Annotated in this window: 13 protein-coding genes; 2 read left to right on the top strand and 11 right to left on the bottom strand. The window is 39.5% G+C overall.

All coding sequences use genetic code 11. From position 1 onward, the window contains the following. Positions 1–58 precede the first annotated feature (58 nt). The 10 genes from WMZ97_RS15875 to WMZ97_RS15830 form a co-directional block, all read right to left on the bottom strand. Positions 59–937, bottom strand: coding sequence for an SDR family oxidoreductase (locus tag WMZ97_RS15875; RefSeq protein WP_343273070.1), 879 nt, complete (start codon positions 935–937; stop codon positions 59–61). Positions 938–1,168: 231 nt separating this feature from the next. Next, positions 1,169–2,080 (bottom strand): RpnC/YadD family protein, encoded by a 912-nt coding sequence (locus WMZ97_RS15870; RefSeq protein ID WP_343273069.1) that lies wholly within the window; start codon positions 2,078–2,080, stop codon positions 1,169–1,171. Positions 2,081–2,378: 298 nt separating this feature from the next. Beyond that, a complete protein-coding gene (locus tag WMZ97_RS15865) occupies positions 2,379–3,866 on the bottom strand; it encodes a tripartite tricarboxylate transporter permease (protein ID WP_343273068.1) in 1,488 nt (495 codons plus the stop codon). 36 nt (positions 3,867–3,902) lie between these two features. Beyond that, positions 3,903–4,355, bottom strand: a complete 453-nt coding sequence (locus tag WMZ97_RS15860) for a tripartite tricarboxylate transporter TctB family protein (protein ID WP_343273067.1) — start codon at positions 4,353–4,355, stop codon at positions 3,903–3,905. Between the two features lie 66 nt (positions 4,356–4,421). Then, a complete protein-coding gene (locus WMZ97_RS15855; RefSeq protein WP_405027700.1) occupies positions 4,422–5,444 on the bottom strand; it encodes a tripartite tricarboxylate transporter substrate binding protein in 1,023 nt (340 codons plus the stop codon). Positions 5,445–5,953: 509 nt separating this feature from the next. After that, a complete protein-coding gene (locus WMZ97_RS15850; protein WP_343273066.1) occupies positions 5,954–6,622 on the bottom strand; it encodes a nucleotide-binding domain containing protein in 669 nt (222 codons plus the stop codon). A gap of 20 nt (positions 6,623–6,642) precedes the next feature. After that, on the bottom strand, positions 6,643–7,239 hold the full coding sequence (locus WMZ97_RS15845; RefSeq protein ID WP_343273065.1) for a four-carbon acid sugar kinase family protein: 597 nt from the start codon (positions 7,237–7,239) through the stop codon (positions 6,643–6,645). A gap of 17 nt (positions 7,240–7,256) precedes the next feature. Then, positions 7,257–7,946 carry an aspartate/glutamate racemase family protein gene (locus WMZ97_RS15840; RefSeq protein WP_343273064.1) on the bottom strand — a complete coding sequence of 230 codons (690 nt, stop codon included), beginning with the start codon at positions 7,944–7,946 and terminating at the stop codon, positions 7,257–7,259. Beyond that, positions 7,936–8,586 (bottom strand): class II aldolase/adducin family protein, encoded by a 651-nt coding sequence (locus tag WMZ97_RS15835; protein ID WP_343273063.1) that lies wholly within the window; start codon positions 8,584–8,586, stop codon positions 7,936–7,938. Before WMZ97_RS15835 ends, WMZ97_RS15840 begins: the two co-directional genes overlap by 11 nt. Then, the gene (locus tag WMZ97_RS15830; protein WP_343273062.1) at positions 8,586–9,677 is read right to left on the bottom strand and encodes an isocitrate/isopropylmalate dehydrogenase family protein; all 1,092 of its coding nucleotides are present in this window, start codon (positions 9,675–9,677) and stop codon (positions 8,586–8,588) included. The genes WMZ97_RS15835 and WMZ97_RS15830 overlap by 1 nt, the downstream gene beginning before the upstream one ends. A gap of 130 nt (positions 9,678–9,807) precedes the next feature. On the opposite strand from WMZ97_RS15830, the gene WMZ97_RS15825 reads away from it, so the two are divergent. Next, positions 9,808–10,668, top strand: coding sequence for a LysR family transcriptional regulator (locus tag WMZ97_RS15825; RefSeq protein WP_343273061.1), 861 nt, complete (start codon positions 9,808–9,810; stop codon positions 10,666–10,668). A gap of 35 nt (positions 10,669–10,703) precedes the next feature. Continuing rightward, on the top strand, positions 10,704–11,537 hold the full coding sequence (locus tag WMZ97_RS15820) for a DUF6282 family protein (protein WP_343273060.1): 834 nt from the start codon (positions 10,704–10,706) through the stop codon (positions 11,535–11,537). Positions 11,538–11,598: 61 nt separating this feature from the next. On the opposite strand, the gene WMZ97_RS15815 is transcribed toward WMZ97_RS15820, so the two are convergent. Next, on the bottom strand, positions 11,599–13,158 hold the full coding sequence (locus WMZ97_RS15815) for a tripartite tricarboxylate transporter permease (RefSeq protein WP_343273059.1): 1,560 nt from the start codon (positions 13,156–13,158) through the stop codon (positions 11,599–11,601). Between the last annotated feature and the right edge of the window lie 18 nt (positions 13,159–13,176).

Here is a 13,176-nt window from a genome sequence, read left to right as displayed (position 1 = left end):
ATATTAATTAATGTTCGTGTTTGGGATAGAATTCATTGTTCTTAAAAACAATCATTATCTAAGAACTAACCGGCGCCCCACCATTCACATGAATTACCTGCCCCGTCACATATGAAGAGTCGTCAGAAGCAAGATACACATATGCCGGTGCCAATTCATACGGCTGCCCGGCCCGTTTCATTGGCACATCCTGACCAAACTTGGTTGCAATATACTCAGCTGAGAAGCTCGCGGGAATAAGCGGCGTCCATATTGGACCGGGAGCCACGGCATTGACCCGGATCCCTTTATCCACAATGTTTTGTGATAGTGACCTGGTAAATGCAACGATTGCTCCTTTGGTACTTGAATAGTCCATCAACTGTACTTCTCCCTCATATGCGGTGATCGAGGTGGTATTAACAATCGCGCTTCCCTTTTCCATACACGGCAAGGCAGCTTGTGTTAAGTAGAAGAATGCAATAATATTCGTTTGAAACGTGGCATGCAGTTGTTCTGGAGAGATATTTTCCAAGTAGTGCTGAACAAATTGTACACCATGATTATTAACTAAAATATCGAGTTTGCCAAATCGCTCCAACGTTTTTGCGATTACGTTATCGCAATGTCCTTTATTCCGTAGGTCCCCAACGATTAGCAGGCATTGTCGGCCAAGCTGTTCAATCCGCTGCTTTGTACGAAATGCATCGCCATCTTCATACGAATAAAAATAGGGGATAACAACGTCCGCTCCCTCTTTGGCAAAGGCAATTGCAGTCGCTGCCCCAATCCCGCTGTCACCACCAGAAATAATCGCAACTTTATTCATCAACTTCCCTGAGCCTTGATAGTTCGGATTTTCGACAACTGGCCGTGGCACCATTAACGACTCAATCCCAGGTTGTTGCGGTTGATGCTGTGGTGGAAAAGGCGTTTTTTGTTGATCATCTTTACGCATGTGCTTTCCTCCTATTAAGAAAATCCAATCTAAAGGTAATGTATTCGACTTTGGAGGTAGGCGTTCATCACGTCATGCTTTTTCATCTTGTTATCGTTAAGTGATGAAATTGACTCAAACAACAAACCGCCCAGGGTAAAAGCTTTGAGTAATTAAAATGACTTAATAGGGGAATCTTGTTAACTTTCCACAAAAAATAGAGCCTAAAACATAATGTATCAGGCTCCAATGTTAAACGTTTTTCAACCATTCAATCTCCTTTTTTTCCAGATAAGTTACTTTTGCTATCAGTTCAACAGCCATCCCTTCCTTTAACATTTCCAGCGCCACTTCCTTGCTTCTGGTTTCTTTTCCAATCTCTTTTCCAATTTCTTTTCCAATCTCTTTCCCTTTCTCAATCCCACGTTCCTCATACGAAATCGGTAACTCCATTATCTTATCCGCGTCATCCAACTGTTTAATATCCTTCATCAATTCATCCTCCTCCTCTTCGGACAGTGTTAAATAAGTCTCGAAAAATCCATATATCAACCGCTCTCGTGCTGGATCCAACTCCATTTTCGCCATCATCCGCAAAAATTCGATTTTAACCTGTATTTTTTCGTCTCTTTTATATCCCATCTTACTTAACAACGCCGCGGCCACTGGATTGTCAGATTTGATATAGTCTCGCCAATCTTTTTTACGCAAATGCAACGTCTGGTAATGAAACGTTAATACATGGGCAAATGGGAATTCTATTATATATTCATCTTGTTCCCATTTTTCGTTGTAACTAAATACCGCGATTGGAACAATTGGCTTTTGGTACGTATTATACAACAAACTATAATACCGAAACATCCGCTCATGGAAGTCATCTTCCTTACTGCTTTGCGGTTCGATATGAACAAGAATGACGGAATCTGTACCTTTTAGCTTCGTTTCTACGATAATATCGAGCCTTCTCGTGTCTCCTTGAATTAAGTCGGTATAAAGTTCCTGTGGATAGGGTTGAAGGCTTTGAAAATCAATATCATGATGGATGTCAGGAAAGAATACTTCTAAAAATTCTTCAAAAAATGTGTTGATTAATTGCTTGAATAGTTGATCGTGTCTCGTGTAATTAGGGGAATCTTCTTTGATTACTGTGGTTACTGGCAAAGCAGCACATCCTTTATGAGGGTATGAAGCGGAAAACCGGGGTGTGTTTCTAGGTTAAATATATCAGAAAGGTGGCATTAGAACAAGCACTTTTATGTACAAGATTATTTTCTTGTTCGTATTTTCATGTGCATCTTTTATCAACTATGATGGACTTAAATTGTCTGTTTTCAAACAATATAATGTATCTAATGTGATTCTAAAATAAACTTTTAAACACTTATAAAGTGAATAAAAAATGGAGGATAACAATTTACCTGTTACCCCCCCCCATAGAATAGCTTTTATCATTTTCCACTCAAGCTTTACGTTTTGATCTCCAACTTTTGGTAATCGGAACTAAGAATGCCAATAGAGCTACTAGCAGCAACACAGCCGCAATTGGACTGGTTACAAAAATAGAATAACTTCCATTGGAAATGGTCAACGACTGCCTAAACGCCTGTTCCATCATACCACCAAGGATAAAGGCGAGTAATAGCGGCGCTGCAGGAAATTTTATCAATCGCATCACATATCCAAGAATCCCGAACCCAAGCAGCAAATATAGGTCAAACGTGCTAAAGCTAACCGCATAAACACCGATAATACAAAATACAATAACTAATGAAATTAACAACTGCCTTGGGACAAGCAGAATTTTTGAAATGTATGGTATTAGCGGTAAATTCAAGATAAGCAATAGAATGTTCCCAATATACATACTTGCAATAACGCCCCAGAACACATCCGGATGATCAGCAATTAACAGCGGCCCAGGCTGAACACCAAGGACAATTAACGCACCAAGCATAACTGCTGTGGTTCCAGAGCCAGGAATTCCAAGGCTTAGTAATGGAACAAACGCACCACTTGACGCCGCATTATTGGCTGATTCTGGCGCAGCCACACCTCTGATTGCTCCTTTTCCGAATTCCTCTGGATTTTTGGAAAGCTTTTTTTCCGTTATATAGGCGAGAAAAGACGAAATTGTTCCACCCGCACCAGGCAAAACCCCGACAAGAAAACCAAGTATCGATTGTCTTCCCATTGTAGGAGCTACCTCTTTTGCTTCCTTTTTTGTCAGTTTTAAGCTACCGACATTTTTCATGTTTGTTGCCTTTTCTTTTCTATTTTTAATAAGTGATGCTACCTCGGCAAGTGCGAACAATCCTAATGCAATAACGAGGAAATCGATCCCTTCCAACAAGTGTGGATTACCAAATGTAAAACGAGGGGTTCCGGTTTGCGCATCAATACCGATTGTAGCAATGATTAAGCCAATTGTACCAGAAATTAACGCTTTAATGGTAGACCCTTCTGAAAGACTTGCAATAGCCGTCAGCCCCATAAGCATGAGGGCAAAATATTCCGGCGGGCCAAATGATACCGCTACCTTTGCTAGTAATGGCGCTAGAAATGTCAAAAGAATGAGACTAATCGTACCACCAACGAATGAACCAATTGCGGCAAGGGCGAGTGCCTTCCCTGCCTTTCCCTGTTTCGCCAGCGGATAGCCGTCAAATGTTGTCGCCACCGATTCAGAAACACCCGGTGCATTCAGTAAAATGGATGACGCAGCCCCACCATATGCCGCACCATAATATACACCAGCCATCAACAATAATGCAATTGCTGGATCCATTCCATATGTGATTGGGATCATAACGGCAATCGCTGTAATCGGACCAAGTCCAGGAATCATCCCGATCACAGTACCGACAACAACACCAATAAATACAAATGATAAACCTTGCAAACTTAAAGCCAGTTGGAAGCCTTGAGCGAGTCCATGCATGACATCCATGATGTTACCTCCTTTTCTAATACAGTCCAAGGATCACTAGAATGATAATATCCCTGTCGGCAGTTGAACCTGTAGAAATTCAACAAATAATAAGTAGATTAATATTGGTAGAATAAGCGAGATTATAGCATTAACCCAATGTTTTCTATATCCGAGAAACAACGAACATAAAAAGAGAAATAATACCGTCATAATCAGAAAACCAATTACTTCAAGCAGGGCAATGTAAACAATCGTAAAGCAAATAACGCCAAGAACGGCAGGTAAATCACGCTTTGTAATATGATCACTAGCTTCTTCTTTTTCCTGATCTTTGATAAAATAAAGCATCCCTGATAAGAACAACAAGATAACCCCGAGTCCGATCGGCACGATATCACTGTCAACCGGCACATAGGCATAGGCTGGTAATCGAAAACTTAAGACAAGATATACAATGGCTATCAGAATTAAAACAATGGAGACTTTCTTGTTTGTTGTTTGAAACATGCTTACGTACCTCCTTTTCTAAAGGATGGAGCCAATGAACAGAATCATTGGCTCTCCCAAATCACGCTATTTTGCAAGACCTAATTCATCCAGCAATTCTTTGTTCGATTCATATTCTTCATCCAAAAATTCCTTGTATTCCTTACTATCCATATACTTTTCGTTCCAGCCATATTTTGCGCGAACTTCAGCGAACTCATCGGAGTCACTTAACTCTTTAAATTTCTCTTCATAATATTTCACTGCAGCTTCATCCATGTTTGGTGGCCCAAAGAATCCACGCCAGTTAACAAATGTTTCGTCGATTCCTTGTTCTTTCGCCGTCGGGAAGTCTGATAGCGTATCACCTTCCAGACGTTCTTCCGAGGTCACACCCAAAACCTTAATTTTACCGGCTTTCACTTGTTCAACTGTTTCTGCTACACCAGTCGAATAAACATCAACACTGCCATTTAACAGGGCGGTTAATGCCCCACCTTCCTGATCAGATACATATTTAATCTTTTTAACATCTACGCCAGCTGCCTTGGCAATTTTAATGAACTGAATGTGGTCCATGCTTCCTGGTGAAGACGCACCGATAACAGTAATACTAGATGGGTCCTTTTTCATATCGTCAAATAGTTCATTTAGATTATCCCATTTTGCATCCGCTGAAACTGCAATTGCAGCATAGTCAGCAATTAGGTTAGAAAGCGGTGTGAAATCATCGTAATTATATTCAGATTGTCCATTTAATGGAACCAACTGTAACGGTGGTGAGCCAACAAATAAATTGTATGGGCTGCCATCCTTTCCGGCAATATAGGCCCAGCCTACCGCGCCGCCACCGCCTTCTTTATTAACAACACCAATATCCTGGTCGATAATACCTGCTTCATTAAACATTTTCGCTGCCATTCGTGCAGTCGTATCCCAGCCGCCACCTGCCCCAGATGGAGCGACAATTTCAATCTTCTTATCCGGCTTCCAGTCACCGGAATCCTTGTCACCAGATGAATCGCTGCTGGTGTTCTTGTCTCCTCCTGAACAGGCGGAAACAACTACCATTAGAAAAATCAATACAAATAATGCCATTTTCTTTTTCACTACTAATTCCCCCTTGTCTTTTTGGCAATGAATAGATAGTCATCATTGCTATTGAAATTTATTCTAATCGAATCACTCCAGATTGTAATCGTTTTCAAAATAACGGTTAATAAAATTTTTTTGTGCATTTTGTTCATTTAGTTCACAGGCGATTGAATCATTAGTCGCAGAAAATTTTACATGGAATGCTGGTTGGAAATTGTCTATGGAAGAAGTTTATTGATTTTCTACTGCAAAAAAAGAACCTAAAACATATTTTCATGTCTTAGGTCCGACGTTACAACGTTTCCTTCAACCGTTCAGTCTCTTTTTTCTCTAAGTCCGTTACGCTTGAATCCGTTCAACGGACATTCCTTCCTTTATGGGGGTATAAATTGGAAAACAGAGATATAGAACGTCGTCAAAAACCCACATATGAAGTTTCACTATATTTTCTCTAAAAGGGGTATAAGACAGTTACATGTCTTATACCCTTATTTTTGTTGAAAATAAATTACGTTGATCAGAAGTTACTTTTCTACATTTGAGAGTTTTTTCAAATGTAGAATAGCTTTTCCAAGAAAATCTTGACCTCCAAAACTTCCTGATTTGAGGACAATTAACATTTCTCTACCTATCGCAAGACCCGACGGCAACCCTGTTTCGATTTCTTGCAAAACATGATTTCCCTTTATTCCTAACGTTCTGCAAATTGTCCCCGATGTATCACCACCTGCAATAATTAATCTTTTTAAACCAGTGTCGTCTACCACCTGCTTTGTTATTTCTGCTAGGGACGCGGAGACCAATTTACTAATTGCCGGATCATCCAACCCTAATTTAACACCTGTTTCTTTTGTTTCTATGACATGTTCTTCATTATTGTCCGCCAGCACTAACAAATCTTTTCCTTCAGCAATCAGGTGCTTCGCTTTATCTGTAATCGAATTAATCTCTTGTTGTTTTTTTGATTTGTTAAAAAGAGTACGTGTATTCAATACTAATGTTTCCACACCTGAGGAAACTAAATATGCAGTCTGATCCCTTGTTTGCGGTGTCAAACTACCAGAAACAACCAACACACCATTATCATCTGCAACATCAATCGTTTCTACAGGATGAGTTGTTGAATTTACAGATAAGAATTTAGGCAGCTCCTCTGCTATAGCTGAACTGCCACAAAGAACAGGATAATTCACGATTGCTCTAGCTATTATTTCTAAATCCCGTTGATTTCTGCATCGATAATACAATAATTTGTCTGATCTTTTTGCTCTTCTATTGTTTCTCTTAATTTCTTTGAACCTCGTCTTACTTTTTCAATATCTACCATAGAAACTTTTCGTTCCGTTTGCTTTTGTAAAATGTTTACAAGATTTGAATCATACATAGGATGTACTGGATCATTCGCAAACTCCGATTCCTCCAAAAGCTTACCGTAGACAGTGTGGATACCATGTATCGTTTTCCTTCCATTTTTGGGGAATGATAAAACGACAACAGCAAAGTTTTCATCCAAAGCATCCAACATTGCATCAAATTCCATTCCTATGTTACCCCTAAAAACAGAACATGTTTTATTAAAATAAAGAGAACAGCCTTGTTCTTTAAGTTTTTTTGTAGAAGAATAGACCTTATCATAACTATCATTAGGTGGATCAAGACGACTATTGGTATCCAAAATTAAAACATCTGAGTCGTTCTTCGTTTCCAACGATATATCATGAGGAAGGATTTTCACTGAATATTTATTTTTACTAAACATTACCCCTATGTCATTTGCCCCGGTAGTATCATCTGCTACAACTCCTATCACAGAGAAACTCCCTCCTTTCAACTTTCAATGGCATGGATAATAGATTTCATACTAACTTCTAGACTTGTTAAGACAGGAATAGAGACGTTATTCATATTCTGTGTCGCCCTAGCCATTGAAATCTGTGCTAACACGATTACGTCAGATTTTTGAGACAGGTCAGTAATTTTTTGGTGAATAATTCCATCATGTTTCGCAGTATCCCCTGCCTGTAATGCCTGAAAAGCTTCCGGAGCTACTTCGGTATGAACCTCGATGCTTTTTCCTTTTTCTTCAGCAATTTTTAGCATTATTTCCTCTGAGGTAGTGCCTGCTGTTGCAACAGTAGCAATGAGACCAATACGCTTCCCTGTATTTACAGCTTCATTTAACATACTGTAATCTGCACTTAGTACTGGGGCTTGGAATAAATGAGCAATACCCGGAACATATGGGGTAAATACAGAACAGACGGTAAGAATTCCATCAACAGCACTATCATCTGCTCTACCCACTAAACCTATAAAGCGCCGTAATGTTTTCGGTGTGATTTCACCTTGAGCATTAACCTCTTGAATTAGCCCATCATCCAGAAAGTTAAGCAAATCAACATATGGGGCATACTTTCTGAAGGCTTCATTAATAGGCTGAACCGAATTTAAAGTTGCATGGATCAATCCGATTTTTTTTACCATCTTATCACCACTATTCATTAAATTAATATCCATTTAAGGACTTTCTCGGTTTATACACTGCGTCTTCTAAAAATTCCTTAACTTTATCAGGCGAAATTTTATTTAATGCCATTTTCGCTTGCTCCGCTTCTAAACACATACGACAAGCCATTTCTAATGTTTCTATTCTCATGCATACTTCTGCAATTGAATCATCACAAACAACAACGCCGTGATTTTTAAGAATAATAACATTAGCGTTTTGCGAGGCTTCCGCAACTGCATTACCTAATGCCTCAGAGCCCGGGTGATGATAATCAACATATGCTATATCTTCCAGATAATACATCGTTTCAACAAATAGATCGGAGTATATCGGCAATGACGAACATGCAGCAAATGTTGTGTAATACGGCGAGGAGTGTAAAACAACGTTCACATCAGGCCTCCTTTTATACACGCCCGTATGCATTGGTGTTTCCTTTGATGCCTTGCCTTTTCCGACCACTTCTCCATTGTTGATATTACATACTACAAAGTCGTCTTCTTTTAGATCTCCCATGGATGTTCCTGAAGCAGTGACAACCATGTTTTCTATATCTATTCTTGTGCTTACATTGCCCGAGGTACCCCACGCAAGTTTGTTCTTCTGAAGGTAGTGCCCCAATGATATTAACCTTTCTCTTTCAGGCATTATTTTCCCTCCACTGCTTTGATGCTTTCAACCTTTTTAATAATGGTTTCCGCAAAAGAGGAGGTAGTCTCGTTTCCACCTAAATCAGATGTACAACTTCCCTCTTTAATCGCTTCCATAATTGCTGATTCCATTATCCGAGCTGCATCAAACAAACGGTTATCTTGGTGACGATTGCCTAACCACTGAAGAAGCATCACGGATGACAACATAATACCGATCGGATTAGCAATATTTTCACCAGCAATATCCGGAGCAGAACCATGCGCTGCTTGTGCCATTCCCATGGAATCATTCGTGTTAATGGAAGGTGCAAGTCCCAAGCTCCCTACCAATTCACCAGCAAGGTCCGATAATATATCCCCAAACATATTTTCGGTGACAATCACATCAAAATCTTGTGCGCGTCTAACCATGTGTGCGGCCATCGCATCGATATGATAATCATCTACGGTTAGTTCCGGGTACTGTTGAGCCACCTCTTTACAAACATTTAAAAACATACCGGTTCCCAGTTTTATGACATTTGCTTTGTGAACAATTGTTAATTTTTTATTTCGCTCCATTGCCATTTTACAAGCGGCATGAGCAATGCGTGTAATGGCCTTTTTTGTGAACACCCCGGTGGATACCACAACATCCGATGTAATCTGCCACTCTCCCGTACCAACATACATATTACGATCTGAGTAAAACCCCTCCGTGTTTTCCCGGAAAATAACCATATCCGCCTCTTTTACAACACTATTAATACCCGGGATCGTTTGGCTCGGGCGAATATTTGAATAAAGATCAAAGTAAAAGCGAAGTTCACCACTAGGATTACGCCCTGCTTTATGTTCTTTTGGGTAAGCGACAGAATCATGCGGACCCATAATCCATCCATGACACGTTTTTAACCCCTCTTTCGTAATCTCAGGAACAGGATTATTATATTCTTCAATTGCTTCCCATCCTATTGGATAGTCTATCCATTCAAAGATTGTACTTTCCAGTTGTTGTTCGACTGCCTTTAATACTTTAACTGTCGCGGGTACAATTTCTGGTCCAATTCCGTCGCCTTGCAGTACACCTATTTTATAAATTGCCATTCACACCATTTCCTTTCTTTATCTTTATTTTTAAGTCTATTTATAGTATACTTCTTCTATAGATATAGATAAAATATTGTTTTTTAATTTATATCCATTTATTTTTTCTATTCCTAATGGAGGTGATGCTTTGAATAAAAAAGATTGGGTTCTACTAATAACACTTTTCAAAGAAAAAAATATTACGAAAACAGCTGAAAGATTGTATATATCCCAACCCACGCTTACATACCGGTTAAAACAACTTGAAAAAGAATTAAATATTACAATTCTGTTCCGAGGAAGAAGGGGCGTAGAGTTTTCAGAGCAGGGTGAAATACTAGTTCGATATTGCGAGGAGATGCTTTTTAAATATCGTGATCTGCAAGAAGAACTTGCAAACTCTAGTCAATTTGTACGGGGCACCTTAAATTTAGGAGTCTCTCGCGCAATCGCTATATACACCCTGCCAAAGATATTAAAACAGTTTCATCAAACTTTTCCTGAAGTGGAATTCCGAGTCAGCACAGGATTAAACCCTGACCTTGTTAATTCCGTATATAAACAGGATTTTCACGTAGGGATTGTTCGCGGAGATCACCACTGGTCTGGCGAAAAACATATACTCACTAAAGAAAATATAAGTATTATCTCCGAGCATCCCATTGATGTTAATCAACTACCTAAATTGTCACGGATTGATTACCAGACAGATCCTACTCTGATCATGGCAATTGATAACTGGTGGAAGGACAGCTTTAGTGAACCTCCCAAAATTACAATGAAAGTTGACAATATGGAGATTGCCAAGAGGATGATTACTGCTGGCTTAGGTTATACCATTGTTCCTAATATTGTACTTGAAGAAAATGATCAGTTTTATACATATGATCTTAAAGATGAAGAAAACCAACCTATAAAATGGACCACTTGGATTCTCTATAGAAAGGAAGCTTTAAATTTATCGGCAGTTAGCGAATTTGCAAAATTTGTCAAAAAGTACTATATTTAAGCCAAAATATTATCCGTTTGGAGTGAAAATTGATAATGAATCATGATCTATATGGAGTGATCGACATGCATGTGCACTCTGCACCAGATATACGAGAACGATCACACAACGACATTGAACTAATACAAAAAGCCAAGGAATTAGGTGTTCAGGCCGTTCTTATTAAGTCCCATTTTTTCCCTACTACCGATAGAGCCTGGCTCCTTAACAGAATTATCCCAGAAGTACAAACATTCGGAAGCATTACCCTTAACCCAGCAGTAGGAGGGATTAATCCTTTTGCTGTGGAAACTGCTTTACAGTTAGGAGCAAAAGTTGTATGGCTTCCTACACTATTTTCTACCCAGCATCGCAAGGTATTAGGAAAAGGCGGAGATGCTGTAGAGTCCGTTAAAAACAGTCATGTCGTACCACCTCTAAAAGATGTATTTAAATTAATTGCTGAAAGTGAAGCTATATTAGCTACCGGCCATCTCTCATCTAATGAAATCTTCATTGTTGTAGAAGAGGCTAGAAAGTTTGGAGTTGAAAAGATAGTGGTCACCCACCCAGAATTTCATGTAGTCGGGATGTCTGTACAAGATCAAAAAAAGCTTCTCAAAGATCACCCGGTTTATTTTGAAAGGACGTATGCCCAACCTGTTGGAAACGGAAATTACAAGGTTAATTTAGATCAAAATTTGTTTGCAATTAATGAAATTGGTTACGAATCTACCATCGTTTCAACGGATAGTGGACAAGTAGAAAATCCTTTATGGCATCATTCACTCCAAAGATATATTGAATTCCTAAAGAGTAATGGTTTATCTTCCAATGCTTTAGACACCATGACCAAATATAATCCTGCTAAACTTCTTGATATAGAATAGACGATAACTACCATGACATATGGAGCTTCTTTCCTTCAGCGAAGCTCCATATATAATTTTGTTATCCAGATTGATCATCGTAAAATTCATTAGGCGTTGCAGCAGCTTTTTTGTTTTTATTGAAGTACTTCAATAATTTTATGACAATTGGAACGAAAACGATCAATAAAATAACGGAAAACAGTATAGCTGTCGCAGGACGCGATAATAAAGTTGCTGGATTTCCACCTGATGTGATCACCGATTGAAGTAATCCATTCTCTGCCATTGGTCCTAACACTAATGCAAGCACTACAGCTGCAGGTGAGTAGCCATATAGTTTCATAAAAAACCCAAGCACTCCTGAAAAAATGAGAATCCAGGTTTCAATGATGCTGCCATGGTAACTAAACGTTCCAACCACACACAATACTACGATAATCGGTATCAATATTCGGTATGGAATGTCTAATACCTTCACAATTAATGGAATGGCTACAATGCTCATGATCACTAAAACTACGTTACCAAGGTACATGCTCATAATAACGCCCCAGGCAAAATCAGGATTTGCCGTCATTAATTGTGGGCCTGGCTGCAGTCCCCAGATCATAAACGCACCAAGCAATACTGCCGTAGCCCCTGAACCAGGTATGCCTAAAGAAAGCAAAGGGACCATTGCCCCTGAAGAAGCTGCATTATTAGCCGCTTCCGGAGCAACTAATCCTGCCATTTCTCCCTTTCCAAAGTTATCTGATCGCTTCGAAATCTTCTTTTCTATCGAATACCCCATAATGGATCCCAACGTCGCTCCAGAACCTGGAAGAACACCAGCAATAAAACCTAAAATGGATCCTCTGAACATGGTGAATTTTGTCGTAGAAAGGTCATCCTTATTGGGCCAAAATCCTTTTCCAAGGAACGGGACCTTTATTTTATCTTCATCCTTCTCCTTATGTAGGCCAGTATAAACACAATATAACAACTCTCCAATACCGAACAATCCAATGGCGACCGCAACGAAATCAATTCCTCCGATTAATTCAGGGGAGCCAAAGGTAAATCGTTGCATACCTGACATAACATCGACGCCGACCATGGCGATAGCAAAGCCAAACAATGCCGACATGATACCTTTTATTTTATCCTCACCCATCATGACGGTTAATAGCATTATTCCCATCGTAATAATCAAAAAATATTCAGAAGGGCCAAAAGTAGCTGCAACACTTGCTAACCAAGGAGCAAGCGCACAAATTAATATGACACCAATTGTCCCACCGACAAAGGAGGCGATTGCATGCATTACCAGAGCAGGGCCCGCTCTTCCTTTTCTAGCTAACGGATAGCCATCCAACATGGAGGCTACCGTTGCCGCCTCACCAGGAGTATTTATTAATATAGATGTTATTGATCCCCCATACATCGATCCATAATAGATTCCTGCCAACATGATAATAGCTGCAGTAGGATCCATCCCAAATGTTACCGGCAACAAGATGGCAATTCCAGCAGCGGGACCGAAACCAGGAAACGCTCCTACGACCATTCCTACACATACACCAATTAACAAAAATAAAATGTTAGTCGGCGTAAAAGCTACAGATAAACCAAGACTGAAGTTACTAATAAGATCTGTCATTCTATTCCTCCTCTCTTA

The sequence above is a fragment of the Lentibacillus songyuanensis genome (genome assembly GCF_039548255.1).
Taxonomy (GTDB): Bacteria; Bacillota; Bacilli; order Bacillales; family Amphibacillaceae; genus Lentibacillus_C; species Lentibacillus_C songyuanensis.
The sequence above is the reverse complement of the archived record's forward strand: the minus strand, read 5'-3'. Positions and strand labels throughout refer to the sequence as shown.